The 20,877-nt window shown below is 62.6% G+C and carries 26 protein-coding genes; 9 read left to right on the top strand and 17 right to left on the bottom strand.

What is annotated here, in order from left to right; translation table 11 throughout:
- The first annotated feature begins 36 nt into the window (after positions 1-36).
- From AC1DX4_RS17630 to AC1DX4_RS17615, 4 genes are all read left to right on the top strand, one after another.
- Positions 37-462 (top strand): EVE domain-containing protein, encoded by a 426-nt coding sequence (locus AC1DX4_RS17630; protein WP_477221515.1) that lies wholly within the window; start codon positions 37-39, stop codon positions 460-462.
- The gene (locus AC1DX4_RS17625; protein ID WP_477221514.1) at positions 417-1,115 is read left to right on the top strand and encodes a class I SAM-dependent methyltransferase; all 699 of its coding nucleotides are present in this window, start codon (positions 417-419) and stop codon (positions 1,113-1,115) included. Before AC1DX4_RS17630 ends, AC1DX4_RS17625 begins: the two co-directional genes overlap by 46 nt.
- A 69-nt stretch (positions 1,116-1,184) precedes the next feature.
- A complete protein-coding gene (locus AC1DX4_RS17620; protein WP_477221513.1) occupies positions 1,185-1,601 on the top strand; it encodes a DUF1761 domain-containing protein in 417 nt (138 codons plus the stop codon).
- A gap of 15 nt (positions 1,602-1,616) precedes the next feature.
- Positions 1,617-2,354 carry a glycosyltransferase family 25 protein gene (locus AC1DX4_RS17615; RefSeq protein ID WP_477221512.1) on the top strand — a complete coding sequence of 246 codons (738 nt, stop codon included), beginning with the start codon at positions 1,617-1,619 and terminating at the stop codon, positions 2,352-2,354.
- Positions 2,355-2,382: 28 nt separating this feature from the next.
- Here AC1DX4_RS17615 and gcvA read toward each other — a convergent pair whose 3' ends face one another.
- Positions 2,383-3,312, bottom strand: a complete 930-nt coding sequence (gene gcvA, locus AC1DX4_RS17610) for a transcriptional regulator GcvA (RefSeq protein WP_477221511.1) — start codon at positions 3,310-3,312, stop codon at positions 2,383-2,385.
- Between the two features lie 166 nt (positions 3,313-3,478).
- Between gcvA and AC1DX4_RS17605 the strand changes: the two genes are divergently transcribed.
- Positions 3,479-3,733 (top strand): hypothetical protein, encoded by a 255-nt coding sequence (locus tag AC1DX4_RS17605; RefSeq protein WP_477221510.1) that lies wholly within the window; start codon positions 3,479-3,481, stop codon positions 3,731-3,733.
- A 172-nt stretch (positions 3,734-3,905) separates the two neighbouring features.
- Here the strand turns inward: AC1DX4_RS17605 and AC1DX4_RS17600 are convergent, their stop codons facing one another.
- Positions 3,906-4,442 (bottom strand): L,D-transpeptidase family protein, encoded by a 537-nt coding sequence (locus AC1DX4_RS17600; protein ID WP_477221809.1) that lies wholly within the window; start codon positions 4,440-4,442, stop codon positions 3,906-3,908.
- A 144-nt stretch (positions 4,443-4,586) separates the two neighbouring features.
- Here AC1DX4_RS17600 and AC1DX4_RS17595 point away from each other — a divergent pair, with 144 nt between their 5' ends.
- Both AC1DX4_RS17595 and AC1DX4_RS17590 read left to right on the top strand, forming a co-directional pair.
- Positions 4,587-5,270 carry a response regulator transcription factor gene (locus tag AC1DX4_RS17595; protein ID WP_477221509.1) on the top strand — a complete coding sequence of 228 codons (684 nt, stop codon included), beginning with the start codon at positions 4,587-4,589 and terminating at the stop codon, positions 5,268-5,270.
- Positions 5,271-5,493: 223 nt separating this feature from the next.
- A complete protein-coding gene (locus tag AC1DX4_RS17590; RefSeq protein WP_027031869.1) occupies positions 5,494-5,949 on the top strand; it encodes a cyclic nucleotide-binding domain-containing protein in 456 nt (151 codons plus the stop codon).
- Between the two features lie 2 nt (positions 5,950-5,951).
- On the opposite strand, the gene AC1DX4_RS17585 is transcribed toward AC1DX4_RS17590, so the two are convergent.
- The 8 genes from AC1DX4_RS17585 to tesB all read right to left on the bottom strand — a co-directional run bounded on the left by AC1DX4_RS17585 (position 5,952) and on the right by tesB (position 14,704).
- On the bottom strand, positions 5,952-6,488 hold the full coding sequence (locus tag AC1DX4_RS17585) for a GNAT family N-acetyltransferase (RefSeq protein ID WP_477221508.1): 537 nt from the start codon (positions 6,486-6,488) through the stop codon (positions 5,952-5,954).
- A 105-nt stretch (positions 6,489-6,593) separates the two neighbouring features.
- Entirely contained in the window at positions 6,594-7,400 is an 807-nt protein-coding gene (locus tag AC1DX4_RS17580) for an exodeoxyribonuclease III (RefSeq protein ID WP_477221507.1), read from the bottom strand.
- 157 nt (positions 7,401-7,557) lie between these two features.
- A complete protein-coding gene (locus tag AC1DX4_RS17575) occupies positions 7,558-8,229 on the bottom strand; it encodes an outer-membrane lipoprotein carrier protein LolA (RefSeq protein ID WP_477221506.1) in 672 nt (223 codons plus the stop codon).
- A gap of 130 nt (positions 8,230-8,359) precedes the next feature.
- A complete protein-coding gene (locus AC1DX4_RS17570) occupies positions 8,360-11,026 on the bottom strand; it encodes a DNA translocase FtsK (RefSeq protein WP_477221505.1) in 2,667 nt (888 codons plus the stop codon).
- Positions 11,027-11,233: 207 nt separating this feature from the next.
- Entirely contained in the window at positions 11,234-11,509 is a 276-nt protein-coding gene (locus AC1DX4_RS17565; RefSeq protein ID WP_477221504.1) for a hypothetical protein, read from the bottom strand.
- Between the two features lie 280 nt (positions 11,510-11,789).
- Positions 11,790-13,151, bottom strand: a complete 1,362-nt coding sequence (locus tag AC1DX4_RS17560; protein WP_477221503.1) for an ammonium transporter — start codon at positions 13,149-13,151, stop codon at positions 11,790-11,792.
- A 31-nt stretch (positions 13,152-13,182) separates the two neighbouring features.
- Positions 13,183-13,521, bottom strand: a complete 339-nt coding sequence (locus AC1DX4_RS17555; protein ID WP_010912291.1) for a P-II family nitrogen regulator — start codon at positions 13,519-13,521, stop codon at positions 13,183-13,185.
- 322 nt (positions 13,522-13,843) lie between these two features.
- Entirely contained in the window at positions 13,844-14,704 is an 861-nt protein-coding gene (gene tesB / locus AC1DX4_RS17550) for an acyl-CoA thioesterase II (protein ID WP_477221502.1), read from the bottom strand.
- A gap of 99 nt (positions 14,705-14,803) precedes the next feature.
- Here tesB and AC1DX4_RS17545 point away from each other — a divergent pair, with 99 nt between their 5' ends.
- Positions 14,804-16,063 (top strand): ubiquinone biosynthesis hydroxylase, encoded by a 1,260-nt coding sequence (locus AC1DX4_RS17545; RefSeq protein WP_477221501.1) that lies wholly within the window; start codon positions 14,804-14,806, stop codon positions 16,061-16,063.
- Here the strand turns inward: AC1DX4_RS17545 and AC1DX4_RS17540 are convergent.
- From AC1DX4_RS17540 to AC1DX4_RS17525, 4 genes are all read right to left on the bottom strand, one after another.
- Positions 16,060-16,458: a GFA family protein gene (locus AC1DX4_RS17540; RefSeq protein WP_477221500.1), complete on the bottom strand. Its 399-nt coding sequence runs from the start codon at positions 16,456-16,458 to the stop codon at positions 16,060-16,062. The two genes, AC1DX4_RS17545 and AC1DX4_RS17540, sit on opposite strands and share 4 nt — an antisense overlap.
- A gap of 278 nt (positions 16,459-16,736) precedes the next feature.
- Positions 16,737-17,264, bottom strand: a complete 528-nt coding sequence (locus AC1DX4_RS17535; protein ID WP_477221499.1) for a hypothetical protein — start codon at positions 17,262-17,264, stop codon at positions 16,737-16,739.
- Positions 17,265-17,424: 160 nt separating this feature from the next.
- Entirely contained in the window at positions 17,425-17,781 is a 357-nt protein-coding gene (locus AC1DX4_RS17530; RefSeq protein WP_477221498.1) for a YciI family protein, read from the bottom strand.
- Positions 17,778-18,134 (bottom strand): hypothetical protein, encoded by a 357-nt coding sequence (locus AC1DX4_RS17525; protein WP_477221497.1) that lies wholly within the window; start codon positions 18,132-18,134, stop codon positions 17,778-17,780. The genes AC1DX4_RS17530 and AC1DX4_RS17525 overlap by 4 nt, the downstream gene beginning before the upstream one ends.
- Positions 18,135-18,242: 108 nt before the next feature.
- Between AC1DX4_RS17525 and AC1DX4_RS17520 the strand changes: the two genes are divergently transcribed.
- A complete protein-coding gene (locus AC1DX4_RS17520) occupies positions 18,243-18,668 on the top strand; it encodes an OsmC family protein (protein WP_477221496.1) in 426 nt (141 codons plus the stop codon).
- Between the two features lie 129 nt (positions 18,669-18,797).
- Here the strand turns inward: AC1DX4_RS17520 and AC1DX4_RS17515 are convergent, their stop codons facing one another.
- The 3 genes from AC1DX4_RS17515 to AC1DX4_RS17505 form a co-directional block, all read right to left on the bottom strand.
- A complete protein-coding gene (locus AC1DX4_RS17515; protein ID WP_477221495.1) occupies positions 18,798-19,427 on the bottom strand; it encodes a YceH family protein in 630 nt (209 codons plus the stop codon).
- A 235-nt stretch (positions 19,428-19,662) separates the two neighbouring features.
- Positions 19,663-20,442, bottom strand: a complete 780-nt coding sequence (locus AC1DX4_RS17510; protein ID WP_477221494.1) for a succinate dehydrogenase iron-sulfur subunit — start codon at positions 20,440-20,442, stop codon at positions 19,663-19,665.
- Entirely contained in the window at positions 20,442-20,876 is a 435-nt protein-coding gene (locus AC1DX4_RS17505) for a DUF3052 domain-containing protein (RefSeq protein ID WP_477221808.1), read from the bottom strand. Before AC1DX4_RS17505 ends, AC1DX4_RS17510 begins: the two co-directional genes overlap by 1 nt.
- Position 20,877: the final 1 nt, after the last annotated feature.

Raw genomic sequence — 20,877 nt, 5'->3', positions numbered from 1 at the left:
CGATAGCCCGCAATTGGCTCGCAAGGAGGAGAAAAAATGAACTACTGGCTGTTCAAATCGGAGCCGTTCAAGTTCTCCTTCGAGATGCTGAAGGCCAAGGGCAAGGCCGGCACGCAATGGGACGGCGTGCGCAACTACGCCGCCCGCAACAACATGAAGGCCATGCAGATCGGCGATCTCGGCTTCTTCTACCACTCCAATGAGGGGCTGAACGTGGTCGGCATCGCTGAAGTCTGCGCGCTCGCCCACCCCGACACCACGTCCGACGACCCGCGCTGGGAATGCGTCGACATCCGCGCGGTTCGCGATGTGCCGACCCCGCCGACGCTGGAACACGTAAAAGCCAATCCAAAGCTTGCCGAGATGGCGCTGGTGCGGCTTGGACGGCTTTCCGTGCAGCCGGTCACTCCGGCCGAATGGAAGGAAGTCTGCCGCATGGGCGGCCTTTCACCTGCTCCGTGACGGCCCTTACGCCGAACAGCGCGCAAAAATTCATTCTCGACAACACGGCGCTGATAGCGCCGCCGCATGTGCCTGAGATTGTTCTGCGCCTCGCCGATGAAGCGCACGATCTTTGGCAGCGGACCGAGGACGAACTGGTCGAGATCGGCCTGCCGCCGCCTTTCTGGGCCTTTGCCTGGGCCGGCGGCCAAGGCCTCGCCCGCTATGTCCTGGACAATCCCGATACGGTGCGAGGCAAGCGCGTGCTCGACTTCGCCTCGGGCTCCGGCCTCGTCGCCATCGCCGCCGCCAAGGCGGGTGCTGCTCAAGTGACCGCCGCCGACATCGACCCTTTCTGCGCCACCGCGATCCGCCTCAACAGTGAGGCCAATGGCATCGGCATCGATTTCCTCGGCACGGACTGCATCGGCAGCGATGCGGGCTGGGACGTGATACTCGCCGGTGACGTTTTCTACGACAAATCCTTCGCCGATAGCCTGATGCCGTGGTTCGCGACGCTCAAGGCGCGCGGCGCAGAGATCTTCGTCGGCGATCCCGGCCGGTCGTATATGCCCAAAGCGGGCCTGGAGCCGCTTGCGGTCTATGAGGTCGTTGTCACCCGGGCACTGGAGGATTCCCTGGTCAAGCGCACCACCGTCTGGCGCTTTGCTTGACGCCATCGCCGAAGCGCTTGATACAACGGGCATGCAGTTCGTCCGACCTGCATCTGGAGGGGGAAGCTCATGGATTTTTCAGCAGTGAACTGGCTGGCGGTGATCGCCGCCGCCGTCGTCGCCTGGCTGTTCGGCGCCGCCTGGTACATGGCGTTGAGCAAGCCGTGGCTGAAGGCCGCCAGGCTCGATCCGGCAACGATGAAGAAGTCACCGCTGCCTTTCGTCATCAGCTTCATCGCCGAACTGCTCATGGCCACCATCATGGCGCTGGTTGTCGGCGCGATGACCGGCGGTGAGCCGACATGGCTTGCCGGGCTCATCTTCGGCTTCGTGCTTTGGCTGGGTTTTGTCGCCACGACGCTGTCGGTCAACCATCGCTACGAGAATTTCGGCTGGGACCTGACCCTCATCGATGGCGGCCACTGGCTGGGTGTCCTGCTGATCATCGGCGCGGTGATCGGCTGGTTCGGCGCGGCAGCAAGCTGAGACGGTGCGTTGACGATGGCAGCCGGATTTCCACGCGACCTGGTGTTCACCCGGATCTGCCACGTCAAGCAAGGCTATGACGACCGGCGCCGCCACATCGTCCGCGAATTCGAGCGGCGTGGCGTGCCGGTCTATTTCTACACGGATTGGGATCAGGCCGACATTACGCCAGAAATCCGCAACGAGCTGATCGCGCCCGCCTTTACATACCCGGCGGCTGTCTCGCTGGCGCTGAAACATGTCGGCATCTGGCGCGATTTCCTCGAAACCGACCTGCCCTATTGCCTGGTGTTCGAGGATGACGTCTTCCTAGCCCGCGACTTTGTCGCCAAGTTCCAGCAAGGGCTGGCCGAACTCGGCAGTCCCACGCGCAAGGCCGTCATCTATCTGGGCAATGGCAGCAACTACTACACGCCGAGCTGGAAATTGCGGAAGGGCCAAAAGCTTTACCCGGCACTGCATGCAAGATGCGCCGATTCCTATCTTATTACCCGCCCGGTTGCCGAGGCTCGTTGCGCCTGGATCGCGCAAAACAGGATCTCAACGGCGATAGACCACCAGATCGAGCAGATGGACGAGAAGCTCGGGATTGAAATGCTTTGGTTCGAGCGGCCGATTGCCGAGCAGGGCAGCGAGAATGGAGCATTTCACACCTCCGTCGCCAGCAAAAAGCAGCCACTTTTCTACAAAAAGCTGAAATGGAACCTGAAGAAGTACCGCCGCATGATCTTCGGTCACAACGCCCGGTCGTGACCGAAAGACCGGGCTCGGCGCTGCCGGCTCATGCCTCCGTGCTGTGCGTCTTTGCCGCCTCCTCGAGAAGCCATTCGCGAAACGCGACGATGCGCGCGTCGTCCTTCACGGTTTGCGGATAGACCAGGAAATAGGCGAACTCCGGCGCGACCTTGATGCCGAGCTCGAAGGGACGGACAAGCCGCCCTTGCGACAGGTCGTTGGCGACCATGGCGAAGTCGGCGAGCGCCACGGCGTTGCCGTCGAGGGCCGCCTGCGTGGCATCGGTCGAGGAGCCGAAGACGAGGGTGCGGCTGTCGTCGAAATCGTCGACGCCGGCTGCCTGCATCCACATGCTCCAGTTCGGCCAGGTGACGCCTTGCCGCGACCATTCGATATGCGCCAGCGTGTGCTGGAAGAGGTCGCGCGGTTCATTGAGCGGCGGCCCTGACGCCAGCAGCGCCGGGCTGCACACCGGGATGATGATGTTGTCGAACAGCCGGTGCGCGCAAAGCCCCGCATATTTGCCGGTGCCGAACCGAATGCCGATATCGACGTCGTCGCGCTCGAAGTCCCTGACATCGTAGGTGATGTCGAAGCGCAGCTCGATGCCCGGCTTTTGACGGCGGAAATCGTCGATGCGCCGCATCAGCCATTTTGTCGCGAACTGCGCGTCGAGCGTCACTTTCAGCAGCGCCGTGCCGCGCGTCAGCTTGCGGGCCCGAGACACAGCCCGGTTGAGCAGGTCGAGCGCGTCGATCGACGCCTCGAACAGCACGTTTCCCGCCTCCGTCAGCCGCATGGTGCGGCTGGTGCGCGTGAACAGCACCAGCTCGAGCTGCTCCTCGATTTCCTTGACCTGGTGGCTGACCGCGGCTGGCGTCAGCCCAAGCTCGTCGGCGGCGCGGGTGAAATTGAGATGACGCGCCGCCGCCTCGAAGGTCCTCAGCGCACGCGTTCCGGGCAGCAGGCGGGCCATCAGCGCATAAATTCGAAAGAGCGGATCATGGCGTCTCGATCCTCAAACAAAACTTGATGATTGAGCAAAAACTACTCGTTTCCTCCCAAGATTTCAATCAGGCATGGTGTGAGCATCGAAGTACCATTAAACCGGATTTGAAGTCCGGAGAGAAACGGATCGCATCATGTCTCACATCGCTCTTCACCCCGCATACACCGCCCGGCCGGCCTGGCTTTCGGCAGTCCGCGATTGGCTGCGTCAGGCCAGGGTCGCGGTCAATCTTCCGCACCAGAACGTCGAGGACCTGTCTGAACGGCAGCTGCGCGATATCGGCGCTGGCCGCAAGGATATAGGCCGGGCCATGGACCGCGAGATCGGCCGGCTGGGCCTGCTCGACATCGGCTGGCAGCAGCCGCACCGGAGGGGAATAGGGGAGTAAGGCAATACGGCACTAGGGGAAGTCAGGCAGCTACGGACGACACATCCTACTGCCCTACTGCCCTACTGCCCTACTGCCCTACTGCCCTACTGCCCTACTGCCCTACTGCCCTACTGCCCTACTGCCCTACTGCCCTACTGCCCTACTGCCCTACTGCCCTACTGCCTACTGCCTACCTCACCACCCTCACCACCGTCCGGTCCGACAGCAGCGGCAACAGCCGCGCCATCGTGCGCGCGGTCACCGCGACGCAGCCTTGCGTCGGTGTGAAGCCGGGACGCGCCAGGTGGAAGAAGATGGCGCTGCCGCGTCCCCTGCGGCGTGGCGAAATGTTCCAGTCGAGCACCAGGCAGGCGTCGTAGAGCCGGTCGTCGCGCCGCATGCGTTCATGGCTGGCGCCATAGGGAATCTTGACCGGCCTGTTGTAGTTGCGGTCGTCCGGCACTTCGCACCAGCCGAGATCGGGCCCGATCGGCGTCATCGCCAGCCGCGTCCGGCGGCCACCGGCAAACTGATCTCCCCGAAAATAACCCGACAGGATCCGCATCGAGCCAAGCGGCGTGGCGCCGTCGCCCTCGCGCTTGGCGGCCGAGATGCCGCCGCGCCCCAGCGCGCAGGCAAACACCGCATTTCCTGCCTGCAGCAGGCCCTGGCTGGGGTGGCCGGGCCTTGCCCGCACGGTCAGCACACGCAGCCGTTTCAGCAAAATTGCGCCGGCTGCATTGCGATCGCGTTTTTTCTTGTATGATCGTGCCACGGAACAAATCACTGTGATCGGCTATTGTGTCGGCCAGCTTCCGCATAAATACGCAGCGGTCAAATGAATTCACTTTTCAAAACAACGGATTGATCCATGACTTCACGCACCATTCTGATCGTCGACGACGATGACGACCTGCGCGGCACACTGGTCGAGCAACTCGCCCTCTATGAGGAATTCGACGTGCTGCAGGAAGCGACTGCGGCAAAAGGCGTCACCGCGGCACGCGGCGGCCTCATCGACCTGCTCATCATGGATGTCGGCCTGCCCGACATGGATGGTCGCGAGGCGGTGAAAATCTTGCGCAAGGGCGGCTACAAGGCGCCCATCATCATGCTGACCGGCCATGACACCGATTCGGACACCATTCTGGGTCTCGAGGCCGGCGCCAACGACTATGTCATCAAGCCGTTCCGCTTCGCGGTGCTGCTTGCGCGCATCCGCGCGCAGCTGCGCCAGCATGAGCAGAGTGAGGACGCTACCTTCTCGGTCGGCCCCTACACCTTCAAGCCCAGCCAGAAGCTGCTCATCGACCCGCGCGGCGGCAAGGTGCGGCTGACGGAGAAGGAAGCCTCGATCATCAAATATCTCTACCGCGCCGACCAGAAGGTGGTGACGCGCGACGTGCTGCTGGAGGAGGTCTGGGGCTACAATTCCGGCGTCACCACGCACACGCTGGAAACCCATGTCTACCGGCTGCGCCAGAAGATCGAGCGCGATCCTTCCAATGCGGAAATTCTTGTGACAGAAAGCGGCGGCTACAAGCTGGTTCCTTAAACATTTCATTATCCAATAAGCGGTCTGGGCGGGGCCGCGTTCGGGTGCGATCCTGTTGGAGGAGATTCAGGATCGGCCCCGCGCATCGGCCCAAAAATCGGATTCGATTTTTGGAAAGCACGATGCGCAGATTGAAGATGTTAGAGCGTCCTTTGCGCGTCCAAGAGGACGCGCGGCGCTCTAAAGGAGGGATTGGACTGACCGTTCGGGGACGCAGCTAGAGATGGCGTTGGATGACGACATCCGCATCCTGTCCGCCGTGAAGCTCTTCCAGGGCTTCACGCAGGAACAGCTGCGCCTGCTCGCCTTCGGCGCCGAGAACACCCTGTTGCAGGCCAACCACAAGCTTTACCGCGAGGACGACGAGGCCGATTCGGCCTATGTCGTGGTCAGCGGACGCATCGTGCTCTATCGCGAGCAGACTGGCGAGCGCATCCCGATCGGCACCGCCGGCCCCGGCACCATCCTGAGCGAACTGGCATTGATCGCCGACAGCAACCGGCTGACCAGCGCGTCGGCCGAAATCGATTCGGAAGTGATCCGGCTGAGCCGCAAGATGTTCCGTCGCATCCTGGAGGAATATCCCGAAGTCGCGGTGAAACTCCACGAGCGCATTTCCGAGGAATTCCAGACCATGATCCGCCGCATCGAGAAACTGGCGCCGCGGTTTTCCGGGTAAATCTAATTGCCGTCTCGAACGGGTTTTGGCCTGAACAGGCACCAGAATGGCTTCCCGGGCGCAAGTTCACCTTGGCCGAGGAGTTGAAACCCCCAACGCTCATAGAAAGCCAAATTCTTGCGTTGAGCGGTTTCGAGAAACGTTCCTGCCGAGACAGGATCTCTTTCGGCAAGATCGCAATAGGCCTTGATGAGCGCGCCGCCAGCCCCCTTTCCCTGCATCGAGGGGTGAACGCCCAGGACGCCAAGGTAGAAATGCGGTTCCTGCGGCTTGTATTCTTCACTGATGGCGTCTGCCCTCTCGAAGCGCGAAGCTATCGATGCCTGCCTTTGCTGAAGCAAAGCCCATCTCTGCTGGTGCGCCGGAGGCCATTCAGGCCGCTGCGTATCATAGCCCATCACCGCACCAAGGATGCGACCCTCGCTCTTTAACAGCAGCACAGGCATTCCAAGCGCCAGGCGCGCCGCCATCAGGATCGAGAAGAACTCCGTCACCAGGTCCTGACGCCGCGGAGGATCGCCCGAGAAGAAAAACGCCATCTGCGGATCATTGGCAAAGGCAGCCGCCAGACAGTCGGCCGCCGATGTAACATCCGGCTCTCGTGCTGCCACTATCTCCATTCAACGACCCCTTCGGCCTGCGACCTAATCCAGATCGAACCGCGCAATCACCGGCACATGGTCCGACGGCCGGTCCCAGCCGCGCGCCGCCCTCAGGATCTCATAGCCGGCGAAATCAGGCACCAGGTTCGGCGACGACCAGACATGGTCGAGCCGTCGGCCGCGATTGGACAGCTCCCAATCCTGCGCGCGATAGCTCCACCAGGTGTAGAGCTTCTGATCAAGCGGCACGTTGAGCCGCATCAAGTCGATCCAGTCGCCGGCGAGCCGCATCGCCTCGAAATTTTCGGTCTCGACCGGCGTGTGGCTGACCACGTTGAGCAATTGCTTGTGCGACCAGACGTCGTGCTCGAGCGGCGCGATGTTAAGGTCGCCGACCAGCACCGAGGCGGACACCTCGCTGTGCTCGGCGCGGATGGCGTTCATCTCGGCGACGAAATCGAGCTTGTGCCTGAACTTCTTGTTGATCTCGGGATCCGGTTCGTCGCCACCCGCCGGAACGTAGAAATTGTGCACCAGGATCGTCTTGCCGCCGGCGCGCACCGTCACCGACAGATGCCGGCTGTCCTCGATCTCGCAGAAACGGCGCTTTTCGACCACCTCGATCGGCCGCCGCGCCACCGTCGCCACGCCGTGATAGCCCTTCTGGCCATGGAAGGCGATGTGCTGGTAGCCGAGCCTGCGGAATGCTTTTTCGGGAAACAGCTCGTCGGGAACCTTGGTTTCCTGCAGGCAGAGCACATCGGGGGCATACTCATCGAGCAGCCGCTCGACGATCGGCATGCGCAGGCGCACGGAGTTGATGTTCCAGGTGGCGATGGAAAAGGGCATTTGGCAATCCGGGACAGCGTGCTTCCGGCCAGGATCGATAGGCCTGACGGAGAAGACACCTTTTGAGGGAGTCAGTCCTGAAATTGCCAGCCGGGCGCCGCAAAGACAAGCCGGGCTATGCTTGGAACCTGCTCAGGCTGGGCCTAAGGTGCGTAACTTACCGCGTCTTCGTATTCAGCTCGCGGTTGGCCGTATAGTCGATGGCAAACGTGTCCGGCGCGAAGCTGACGCCTTCCTTGGTGTTGAAGATCATCACCGTCGTATCCTTGCCTTGCGCGTCGGTGATCGTCCACTGGCGCAGATCATAGGTTTTCGGATCGAACATCATGGTGATCATCGCATTGCCGAACACCGACTTGTCGGCGAGCTTGATGGTGGTGAGATCGTCTTCTTCCTTGACGCTCTTGACGCGGTCGCCGGAGAGGTCGATGCGGTCGTCGAGCAGCAGCTTCAGTGGCGTCTTCGACAGCGGATAAAGGTCCGAAGTGTTCATTTTCTTGTTGAGGATGACCACCGACTTGCCATCCGAAATCACCTTGAAATTCGACGCCCCGTCATAATTGAAGCGGATCTTGCCCGGCCGTTCCAGGAAGAACTTGCCGCCGGTCTGCTCGCCCTTGGGGCCGAACTGGACGAATTCACCGCTCATCGATTTGACCGAGGAAAAATGGTCGGCGATCTTTTGCGCGGCCGGCGGCACGGCCGCCTGCGCCGAGGCCAGCAATTCGAAGCCGGGCACCACATTGAGTGCGGCGGCGCCCGCGGCGACAAGGCCGAGGCCAAGCAGTTGGCGGCGGGTCGGGGCGAGTGCTGAAAGATCGTTTTTCATAGCGGTCACTCTCGTGATGATTCCTGTATCTGTCGTTGTCCTGAGCCCCCAGTTGGGCTGAAGTTTGGCGGACAGAAGGTGCTCCTCGCTTCAACGCGCCGCAAGGTTCAAGGTTGCGGCCGACTTCCCATCAGAACTTATCATCTTCGGTCGGCACCAGGATTTCACGTTTTCCGGCATGGTTGGCCGGGCCGACAATGCCTTCCTTCTCCATCTTCTCGATGATCGAGGCGGCGCGGTTGTAGCCGATGCCGAGACGGCGCTGGATGTAGCTGGTCGACGCCTTGCCGTCGCGCAACACCACGGCGACGGCCTGATCGTAGGGATCGTCGGAATCATCCAGATTGCTGTTGCCGCTACCGCCACCGGAGCCGCCACCCTTGCCGGACGGTTCGTCGTCGTCCTCGCCGTCATCCTCGGTGATGGCGTCGAGATATTCAGGCACGCCCTGCAGCTTCAGGTGCCCGACGATCTTCTCGACCTCGTCGTCAGAGACGAACGGGCCGTGCACGCGCTGGATGCGGCCGCCGCCGGCCATGTAGAGCATATCGCCCATGCCGAGCAGCTGCTCGGCGCCCTGCTCGCCCAGAATGGTGCGGCTGTCGATCTTCGACGTCACCTGGAAGGAAATGCGGGTCGGGAAGTTGGCCTTGATGGTGCCGGTGATGACGTCGACCGACGGACGCTGCGTCGCCATGATGACATGGATGCCGGCGGCGCGCGCCATCTGCGCCAGGCGCTGCACCGCGCCTTCGATGTCCTTGCCGGCGACCATCATCAGGTCGGCCATTTCGTCGATGATGACGACGATATAGGGCATCGGCTCGAGATCGAGATTCTCGGTCTCGTAGATCGCCTCGCCGGTCTGGCGGTCGAAGCCGGTCTGCACGGTGCGCGAGATTTTCTCGCCTTTTTTCTCAGCCAGCTGGACCCGCGCGTTGAAGCCGTCGATGTTGCGCACGCCGACCTTGGACATCTTGCGGTAGCGGTCCTCCATCTCGCGCACGGTCCATTTCAGCGCCACCACCGCCTTCTTTGGATCGGTGACGACGGGTGTCAAAAGATGAGGGATGCCGTCATAGACGGACAGTTCCAGCATCTTCGGATCGATCATGATCAGCCGGCATTCCTGCGGCGTCAGCTTGTAGAGCAGCGACAGGATCATGGTGTTGATGGCGACGGATTTGCCGGAGCCGGTGGTGCCGGCGACCAGAACGTGCGGCATCTTGGCGATGTCGACGATGACCGCTTCGCCATTGATGCTCTTGCCCAGCGCCAGCGCCAGCTTGGACTTGGTCGTCTCGAAATCGCGGCTGGCCAGTATCTCCCGGAGGTAGACGGTTTCGCGCTTGGCATTCGGCAGTTCGATGCCGATGGCGTTGCGGCCGGGAACCACGGCGACGCGGCAGGCGATAGCGCTCATCGAGCGCGCGATGTCGTCGGACAGGCCGATGACGCGCGACGATTTTATGCCGGGCGCCGGTTCGAGCTCATAAAGGGTGACCACCGGACCGGGTCGCACGGCGATGATCTCGCCCTTGACACCGAAATCCTCCAGCACGCCTTCGAGCAGGCGCGCATTCTGCTCCAGCGCATCCTTCGACAGGCTTGCGTCCTTGGCGACGTTCTTCGGTTCCGACAAGAAATGCAGCGATGGCATTTCGAACGTGTCCGAGCCGATCAGCGAGGTCTGCGCCTCGCGCTGGACGCGCGCGCCCGGCACGGGGCGCGCCGCCGGCGCCTCGACGCGGGTAGCGGCGTCGGAGCGGAACTGCTGCACTTTGGCCGTTGGCGCCGCACGGCGCTGGGTGACGGGCTCCTCGTCGAAATCCATATCCTCGTCATCGCGCTCGAAGATATCGTCATCGTCCGGGTCGACGGAAACGCTGCGGTCGTTGACCATGGCGGCGAAGAATTCCGGTTCGACACGGGCGCGGCCGTCCTGGCTCATCCGTGACTCGGCGAACTCGGCCGATTCGACCCGTTCGGCGGCCCGGCGCCAGGCGGTGGAGCGCTGCTCCATCTGTGGCTCGTATTCGTCCCGTTCCTGCCTACGGCGCACGGCGCGGCGATGCATCCACGCGCGCAGCGAGAGCCACCAATGGGTGATGGCGCCGAGCGCCAATATGCCCTCGTCGCCCTCATCCTCGTCATTGTCGAACAGAAGATCATCTTCGCGTGGATCGGCGACAGCAGGCTCTTCCATGACGGCGAAGCCGTTCTTGCGCCCGATCAGCGCCGCGCCATAGGCGAACAGCCAGAGCGTCGGCGCGGCCAGCAAAACGGCAAGCACGCTGGCGATCAGCCCGGTCGGGTAGCCGCCGATGAGGACGCCGGGAATCTTGAGCACCATGTCGCCGAGCACGCCACCGAGGCCGGTAGGCAGCGGCCAGGTCTTGGGCGGAACGATGCAGCCGGCGATCGCGGCGGCGAGCAGCGCGAAACCGAACCAGAACAGCCCGCGCTTGGGCAGCCTGTCGACGCCGCGTGCCGAAAACAGGAGGTATCCCCAGATGACGGCCGGGACCAGCGCGGCAACCGCGGCGAGGCCGAAGAACTGCATGGCGAGGTCGGAGAACACGGCACCGGCATAGCCCATGGCGTTGGTGACGGTGTTGTTGGTGGCGTGCGAGAAGCTTGGATCGGCAACGTTCCATGTGGCGAGGCTGGCGACCCCGAAGGCGACAGCCAGGAACAGGCCGGCGCCGACCAGCCGCCCGACCTGGCGCCGTGCGAAAGCCTGGATGCCGTGCCCCGTATCGGCCAGCGCGAGCGGTGCTGAAGCCCCTGAACGCATGCTCTTCCCCGTCAGATTGCCTGGCCCGAGCGCATGACGCACTCCGGCAGATTCGGGGGTCAGACTAGCCGTGGGAAGGTTAAGGGCGCATTAACCATGGCTTTTTACCAACGCCTCATCCAGACAAAGATGGCGGGCCGTGAAGCCCGCCATCCCTGTCTTGAAACGCCGGAGCGATCGGGCCCTTCCGGACCCGATCTCGCGCAATCACTTGTGACCGGCATACATCATCAGGTTGGCGCAGAATTCGGCATGAGGCTTGCTCATCGCCGCGTCCTGGCATTCCTTCATCATCGTGTCCTGCTTGTCCTTGGCCGTCGAGGCCCAGGCTGCCTTGAAGTCCGCCTCCGACTTCATGGTCTTCATGCCGGCATCGGTGAAGAACGGCGCCATGTTGTCAGGTTCGTCGAGGGCGCCCGCCAATGCAACGCCGCTGACCATGGAAAGAGCGAGTGCCCCGAGGCAGATATTCTTGAGCTTCATGAGAAAATTCCTTCCCTGTGTTTTCAAAACACGAGCGTCAGAACGACGATCGCATTCACAGTTCGGAGCCAGGATGGTCGATGTTTCCTCGAAAATCTTGTTCACGCGAACGTGATTGCGCAGAACCGATCTCGGTCAGGATGAGTTTGCCAAAAAAGAGGCCCGGATCGCTCCGGGCCTCAATGCGTGAGCCTCTTTCGAGAACGTCACGACGGGATCTCTTGAGAAACTATGGGGCCGGCGGGAGGAGGGTTCCGCCGGCCCCTTGGCGAGGCTGGCCTTACGGCACCACTTCGCCATGCTGGGAGATGTCGAGGCCTTCGACCTCTTCCTGAGTCGTCGGACGCAAGCCGACCAGCGCCTTGACGATGTAGAGGATCACGAAGGTGGCAACCGCCGTCCACAGGATGGTGAAGGCGATGCCATAGAGCTGCTTGAAAATCGAAGCGTCTTTGCCGAGCGCATTGATCGCCGGATCGGCGAGCACGCCGGTCAGCAACGCACCGACCACACCGCCGACGCCATGGACGCCGAAGGCATCGAGCGAGTCGTCATAGCCGAACATGTGCTTCACCTTGACCGCCGAGATGTAGCAGACCACGCCGGCGACGATGCCGACGATGAAGGCGCCGGTCGGGTTGACGAAGCCGGAAGCCGGCGTCACCGCCACCAGGCCGGCGACGGCACCCGAGATGATGCCGAGCACGGAAGGCTTCTTGGCGACGATCCATTCGGCGAACATCCAGGCCAGTGCCGCAGCGGCGGTGGCGACCTGGGTGTTGAGCATGGCAGCACCGGCAAGGCCGTCAGCCGCGAGTTCCGAACCGGCGTTGAAGCCGAACCAGCCGACCCACAGCAGCGAGGCGCCGATCACCGAATAGACCAGGTTGTGCGGCGCCATGTTGGTGGTGCCGTAGCCTTCGCGCTTGCCGAGAACCAGCGCGCAGACGAGACCGGCGACACCGGCATTGATGTGGACGACCGTGCCGCCGGCGAAGTCGAGCACGCCAGCCGCGCCAAGGAAGCCGCCGCCCCAGACCCAATGCGCTATCGGCGCATAGACGAACACCAGCCACAGCGCCATGAAGATCAGCATCGCCGAGAACTTCATGCGCTCGGCGAAGGCGCCGGCGATCAGCGCTGGCGTGATGATGGCGAAGGTCATCTGGAACATCGAGAAGACGAATTCAGGAATGTTCGCCACCCCCGGCAGCCACAGCGTCGAAACGGTGATGCCGTGATGGAAGAACCTCGAGAAGCCGCCGATATATTGGTTCAGGCTGGCGGAATCATTGGTGGTGAAGGCGAGCGAATAGCCGAACATGAACCACAGCACCGTCACCAGGCAGGTGATGGCAAAGCTCTGCATGATGGTGGCGAGCACGTTCTTCTTGCGCACCATGCCGCCGTAGAACAGCGCCAGGCCCGGAATGGTCATCATCAGCACCAGCGCCGTCGAGGTCAGCATCCAGGCGGTGTTGCCGGTGTCGAGCACCGGGGTCGGAGCGGCTGCCGGTGCGGCAGCGGCAACGGCCGGAGCGGCTTCCTGCGCGAAGGCGGCGACGCTGCCCAATGCTGCGAGAGCAAGCGAGCCCAGCAGGGCCGCCCGTCCCGTCGTCTTCAAGGTGGAAGGAATATTCATTGAACTCTCCATTGGAATACGTGTTCGCCGCTCAGAGCGCGTCGGTGTCTGTTTCGCCGGTGCGGATGCGCACCGCCTGGTCGATGCCGAAAACGAAAATCTTGCCGTCGCCGATCTGGCCGGTCTTGGCCGCGGCAGTGATGGCTTCGACGGCCTTGTCGACCGTGTCGGCACTGACCGCGACCTCGATCTTGATCTTCGGCAGGAAGCTGACCGCGTATTCCGCCCCGCGATAGATTTCCGTATGCCCTTTCTGACGCCCGTAGCCTTTGACTTCGGTGACGGTCAGGCCCTGGATGCCGACGGCGGTAAGCGCTTCGCGTACCTCGTCCAGCTTGAACGGCTTGATGATTGCCATCACGATTTTCATAAGGTTTCACCCTTTGCTGTTGCGGTCCCCCGCGTTTGCACGACTTCACCGATCCCAAAGAGCCGGAGAGTGCTCCCAAGAATTCAAGCTTCGTGCCAAGTGCCGAAGCAGCATGTTAACCTGTTGCAAACAAAGGGAATGGGATGGCCGATGCCATCTGGTGCCGGTGCCTGTGGCACGTCACATGCTTAAAATTTATGCAATTTTTCGATTTTGCCTATTTTGCCGGCTTTGAGCGTGACGCCGAAAAGGCGAGCCGGGTTTTCTCGGACAAAAGGTTTTCGTTTGTCCAGAGATCCTGCTCAAACATGACTCGCAATGCTCAACGCTTGAGCCGGATCAAGCCTTCCTGGGCCATCGAGGCGACCAGCGTGCCGTCGCGGGCATAGAGCGTGCCGCGGCTGAAGCCGCGCGATCCCGAGCTCGACGGGCTGTCCTGCGCGTAGAGCAACCAGCCGTCGAGCGAATGCGGCCGGTGGAACCACATCGAATGGTCGAGGCTCGCCGCCTGGATGTCGGGATCGAACAGGCCGCGCCCATGCGCGAAGGTCGAGGTGTCGAGCAATGTCATGTCGGAGAGATAGGCGAGCAGCACCGACTGCAGCGCGCGGTCGTCGGGAACTGGCCCGGCAAGCCGGATCCAGACATTTTGCCGGGGCGGCAGCTTGTCGCGGCTTTCATAGTGCTGGAGATTGACCGGCCTGAGCTCCAGCGGCCGCTCGCGCGCCCAGAAGCGGCGCACCGCTTCCGGCACCCGCTCGGCCCTTTCGAGCAGCTGCCGCTGCGTCTCCAGCCCTTCCGGCGGCGGCACGTCATCGGGCAGCGCGAACTGATGCTCCAGCCCCTTCTCGTCGACCTGGAACGAGGCCTCCAGCGAAAAGATCGCCTGTCCGTGCTGGATCGCCAGCACGCGGCGGGTGGTGAAGGAGCCACCGTCACGGATGCGGTCGACCTCGTAGACGATCGGCACCCTGATGTCACCCGGCCGCATGAAATAGCCGTGCAGCGAATGCACGAAGCGGTCCGGCTCCACCGTCCGCTGCGCCGCCACCAGCGCCTGGGCGATGGTCTGGCCGCCGAACACGCGCTGCCACTCCACCTGGGGGCTGCGACCACGATACAGATTGTGTTCCAGCCTCTCGAGGTCGAGAATGCTCAGAAGCTCGTCCATGGCCGCCGTCATGTTTTGTGACCTCGCCGCAAAATTGCTATGGCGGTTTCCGACAGGAAGAACGAGCCGTCAAGGGCGCAGGCCCGGGCCGGCGCGCAAGGAGCCAAGACAATGGAAAGCAAGGCGGACGCCAAGACCAGATCAGGGCTCGATGTCCTCGTCGCCGGCGCCGGCTATGTCGGGCTGGCCACCGCCGTCTCGCTGAAGCAGGCACGACCCCATTTGGCCGTGGCGCTGGTCGATGCCGCGCCCGCCGGTGCCTGGCAACGGGACGGCCGCGCCTCGGCCATTGCCGCTGCCGCCTGCCGCATGCTCGACCAGCTCGGCGTCTGGGCCGAGATCGCGCCGCAGGCGCAGGCGATCACCGAGATGATCATCACCGATTCGCGCAGCGCCGATCCGGTGCGCCCGGTCTTCCTGACCTTCGGCGGTGAAGTGGCGGCGGGCGAGCCCTTCGCGCATATGGTCGCAAACCGGGCGCTGAACGGCGCCTTGCGCGCCAGGGCCGAGACGCTCGGCATCGACATCATCGAAGGTGTCGCGGTGCAGGGTTTTGAGACCAATGGCGCCGGCATCACGGTGCATCTGGCCGACGGTGCCGCGCTGACCGCACGGCTGCTGGTCGCCGCCGACGGCGTCAATTCGAAGCTGCGCGACATGGCCGGCATCAAGACGGTGAAGTGGGACTACGGCCAGTCCGGCATCGTCTGCACAGTGGCGCATGAACGCCCGCACAATGGCCGCGCCGAGGAGCACTTTTTGCCCGCCGGCCCCTTCGCCACCTTGCCGCTGAAACCCGACGCGGACGGCACCAACCGCTCGTCGATCGTCTGGGTCGAACGCGCGGAAGATGCGAAAGCGCTGGTGGAAGGCGACGATCTCGTCTTCGAGCACGAACTCGAACAGCGTTTCAGCCTGAAGCTCGGCGAAATCCGCGTTGCCGACAAGCCGCGCGCCTGGCCGCTCGGCCTGACCATCGCGCGCGCCTTCGTCGCACCGCGCGTGGCGCTTGCCGGCGACGCCGCCCACGGCATCCATCCGATCGCCGGCCAAGGCCTCAATCTCGGCTTCAAGGATGTGGCGGCACTTGCCGAAGTGATCGTCGAGGCCGACCGGCTCGGCCAGGACATCGGCGCGCTCGACGTGCTCGAGCGCTACCAGCAATGGCGTCGCTTCGACACGGTGCAGATGGGCATCACGACGGATGTGCTGAACCGGCTGTTTTCCAACGACATCACCCCGCTGCGCACCGTCCGCGACATCGGCCTTGGCCTCGTCGAGCGCATGCCGCGCCTGAAGGAGTTTTTCATCCGGCAGGCATCGGGGCTGTCGGCCGGCACGCCGAGGCTGTTGAAGGGCGAGGCGATCTAGTTTTTTGTATAGTCAGGTCCAACACGTGTCGGCAGGCCGTCGGCGAGTTTCAACCAAGGGAGCTTCTCCTCAAAAGCAACATGCAGCGTTGGAGCAAATTTTTCCGGCTCCTCCATCGCCGCGGCAAAAAAATGCATGACACCGGACATGTTCTTTGAGCGGAAGGACAGCGGCGAGCCACAATGATCGCAAAATGTTCTTTCCACACCGGGAGAAGAGTTGAATACCTTCGGTGGCTTGCCCAGCCATCGCCATTGGCTGTCCAAAACGCCAATGTAGGTGGTCATCGGCGCGGAACATTGCCGCCGACAACTTTCACAATGACAGCTCACGCATGCTTGTGCCGGCCCATCGACTTCAAAAGCAATAGCGCCACATAAACAATGACCACGCATGCAAAGTCTCCTTGGGTCGGCCGACCGGACCGATAGTTTATACCGGTCGTAATAAGGGAGCCGGCATGAAATGCGCTGAGCTGGCGCTCAATTCCGACACCGGGTCGAGAACGGTAGTTTTTGAGAACGGAGCGGGGCGTACACAAAGTACGGGAGCATTGGCCTGCGCCGGCCGTAGCCTTGACCGCAACGCCACTCATGAGTGCTTCGGCCGGCGAAGGCCGGAAGCGCAGGAAGCCGTCGTTTGCAGGCCGGCCTCACCTGAATATCAGCACAGCCTAGTTGACCTCGAAACCCAGCTTCTGCCGCAGCCGAAGCATGCGCTGGTCGGCGATCTCAAGGCGCTTCTCGCCGCCTTGTGCGGCTCGGTTGACCATCTGCAGCAGATCGTTTCGCTCGGCCACATCGAGACGCTCGCGCAGGAACGGCGCCAGCTTGTCGATGACGACAGTGGTGTCGTCGATCTGTGACGCTGCCCATTTGGCGTAGATCACCGCCTCGTCGGTCTTCTTCTTGTCGGCGATCTCGGAAATGACCGCGCGGATGACGGCCTCGCGCTGCGGCAGGATCGGCCCGCTCTCGGAGACGATCGATGTGATCAGCGTCGCGGCGGCCACCACCGGATCGTCGATCGCCGTCAGCGGCGACAGCGCCGCCTGCTTGCGCAGCTTCTTGCGCCTGATGTTGCCTTGCACGCGCCCGACGACATCGGCGACCTCGCGCGCAGCGTCGTTCATGGCCTTCATCCGGTACCACCAGAACGCCGCCGCTCCGAGCACGCCAAGGATAGCAATCAGAAAAGGCATGTCGACATCCCCCAGGAATCCGGCGGACGATAGGAGAACTGTCGCGCTGCTTCAACACGCAAGAGTTGCTTCTGATGAAGAAAACTCAATTTGCGGCTGGTGAAGCTTAGGCGATTGAACAAGCCGATCTGCGACCCCAACCGCCAAAGCCAGGCTCCGCCTATGATCCCGGTATGTCGTAGATCGCCCGTACCTCGATCGTGCCGAGTTCGGCCAGCGGGATGCCGGCGGCGATGTCCAGCGCTTCGTCGAGAGTGCCCGCTTCGACCATCACGAAGCCAAGCAACTGCTCCTTGGTTTCGGCGAAGGGGCCGTCGATGACAAGGCGCTTGCCCTCACGCCGTCGCACCGTCTTCGATGTCCTCACCGATTGCAGCGCCTGCGCGATGATCAGCTTTCCCTCTTGGTCCAGGGACCTGTCATAGGCCAGCGAATCGGCGTCGAGCTTGGCCCCCCGTTCGACGGTGAGCGCGTAAAGGTCTTTCTCCTCGCCATAGACCAGGCAGACATATTTCATTTCCAGCTCCCTTGCTGCGATGAACCATAAGATGCGGTGACGAACGTGTCAGCCTTGCCTTCGACCGCGGCCGCATGGTCGAGAAGGCATGCCGCGACACCGATGATGGCAAGAGCCGCCAGCAGCCTGCCGAGGATGGGCGCTGGCGGATCCAGCCAGAAGTCTTCCTGTCGCTCAGGCCTATCGCCTGGGCTCTTCCACAATGCGAAAAACAGATTGTCCATGTGAACCTCCATCCGGCCAAGAATCCCATGGCCGCCCGCAGGACGGCCGGGCCGGATGGAAGTCGACATTTTTGCTCGAACATTTTTTCGGAGAGCCCGAATATTTTCCCGCAAGGAATGAACCGTCATCGCACCGTGGTCCAAACAGCGCAGTGGTCTTCGCGCCCGCCCGCGCTATAGTTGAGGTGATGCCGGGGCTCACCCAGGCCAAGTTCAAGACAAACCAAGGAGGACTTCATGGATCGCACCGCAACAGCCGTCTGGAAAGGCAATCTGAAAGAAGGCAAAGGCACGCTCGACAGCCAGAGCGGGACGCTCAAGGGCACGCCCTATTCGTTCAAGGCGCGCTTCGAGGATGAAAGCGGCAAATCCGGCACCAATCCGGAAGAGCTGATCGCCGCGGCGCATGCCGGCTGCTACGCCATGCAGTTCTCGCATTTTCTGGCCGAAAACGGCACGCCCGCAGCCGAACTCGACGCCAAGGCCGTGGTGACGCTGGTTCCAGGCACCGGCATCACCGGCAGCGCCATCACGGTGGTCGGCAAGGTGCCCGGCATCGATGCGGCGAAGTTCAAGGAACTGGCCGAGAAGGCCAAGGCCGAATGCCCCGTCTCCAAGGCGCTCGGCGCGATCAAGGTGTCGCTCGACGCCAGGCTCGGCTGAGCAATTCCAGGAAAAGTGTGAAACGGTTTTCCGTCCGGAATTGCGTTAAAACAAAGAGATAGAGCAGGGTGACCTGAAGTGACAAACGCCGGCCTTCGGGCCGGCGTTTTCATGACGGACAATGGCGGCCTAAGCGCCCAACGCGTCAAGCCGGGCGCGAAGGGCTGCGACTTCCTGCTCCAGCGCTTCCAATCTCGCTTCCAGGTCGGAGTGTGGCACGGCCGGCGCGCTGCGTTGCGCCGATAGCGCTGCAATATCCACCGGTCCGGCGAGAAGATGCACGTAGCGGTCCTCGCGCTGGCCTGGCCCGCGCGGGATTTCCTGGATCAACGGCGGCCGGCGGCCGATCAACATGTCGAGTTCAGCGCGCAGGTCTTCGATCGACGAAAACCGCGCCATGCGCTCAGCGCGCGCCAAGAGCTCATGCGCCGTCTGCGGCCCGCGCAACAGGAGCAGGCCGAGCAAAGCGGTCTGCGGCGTGGTCAGCGAGAAGCGCTGCGCCATCTGATGCTCATAGCGCTCGACGCGCGAGCCGAACATCTGCCGCACCAGCCCCTTCTGCTCGAGCAGCTTCAGACCCCGGTGCACCTCTGTCTGCTCCAGCGCCATGACAGGCTCGCGCGCCGTCTTCTGGTTGGCGGCGGCAAGGGCTGCGTTGAGCGTCAGCGGGTAGACATCCGGCGTCAGTTCCTTCTTCTCGATCAGGCAGCCGAGCACGCGCGCTTCGACGGGATTGAGGATGGGAAGGTCTTCGCTCATTGGATTACAATCCTTTCTGAGGCTGGCGGGACAGCGCCCCCCTCTGTCCTGCCGGACATCTCCCCCACAAGGGGGGAGATCGGCAGCTTCGCCGACAGCGCGCTATCCTTCAACCTTGGAGATTGGCGAAAGCCGCAATCACAGCCAATCTCCCCACCCGTGGGGGAGATGTCCGGCAGGACAGAGGGGGGCGCCAAGGATCGCTACGTCCGAGGTTGCAGCAAGCCTGCTCCGCCTAGACCCGCCGCTCCACCATCATCTTCTTGATCTCGGCGATCGCCTTGGCCGGGTTCAGCCCCTTGGGACAGGTCTGCGCGCAGTTCATGATGGTGTGGCAGCGGTAGAGCCGGAACGGGTCTTCGAGATTGTCGAGCCGCTCGCCCTTGGCTTCGTCGCGGCTGTCGATCAGCCAGCGATAGGCTTGCAAGAGGGTTGCCGGCCCGAGATAGCGGTCGCCGTTCCACCAGTAGCTCGGGCACGAGGTCGAGCAGCAGGCGCACAATATGCATTCGTAGAGTCCGTCGAGCTTCTCGCGGTCCTCATGGCTCTGCAGCCATTCCTTGGCCGGCTGCGGCGACACCGTCTTCAGCCATGGTTCGATCGAGGCGTGCTGGGCGTAGAAATTGGTGAGGTCGGGCACCAAGTCCTTGACCACCTGCATATGCGGCAGCGGATAGACTTTCACCGCGCCGGAAATGTCGTCGCAGCCCTTGGTGCAGGCCAGCGTGTTGGAGCCGTCGATGTTCATGGCGCAGGAGCCGCAAATGCCTTCGCGGCAGGAGCGGCGCAAGGTCAGCGTCGGGTCGATCTTGTTCTTGATCCACAGCAGCGCGTCGAGCACCATCGGCCCGCAATCGTCCATGTCGACGAAATAGGTGTCGATGCGCGGGTTTTCGTCATCGTCCGGCGACCAGCGGTAGATGCGGTACTCCCGCAGATTGGTGGCACCTTCCGGCTTCGGCCAGGTCTTCCCCGCCTGGATCTTCGAGTTCTTGGGGAGCGTCAGTTCGACCATTACCTCAGGTCCTTTCGGATGACGAGCTTCAGCCCGGACCAGATTTCATTGACGGCGGCGACCTTGACGTCGACGAGGTCAAGCTTCAGCGCTTCAGAGCGGACGACGCCCTCAGTGACATCGGTTGGCACTTTCGATGCTTTCTTCGGCCAGGAAACCCAGACCATGCCGTTACGCTTGATAGCTGCCTCGACATCACCGAGGCGATCCTCGATCTCGGCGCGCTGTTTGGTGAAGGCATGGACGGCGTCGTATTTGAGAGCGGCACCCGCGATGGCAGACCAATCGGCCAGCCGATCGACTCCGGCAAAAGCCACGGCGTCAGCAAGGTCGTCGAGCTCCGGCGGCAGCGCGATGAAGGCCGCGACCATGCCGTCCTTCAAGCCGAGCTTGGCCGGAAGGGTGCCGGAATAGCCTGAGCCCGCCAGCGCCATC

It is taken from the genome of Mesorhizobium sp. P3_A8, assembly GCF_056402995.1.
This window is presented reverse-complemented; position numbering and strand designations above follow the sequence as displayed.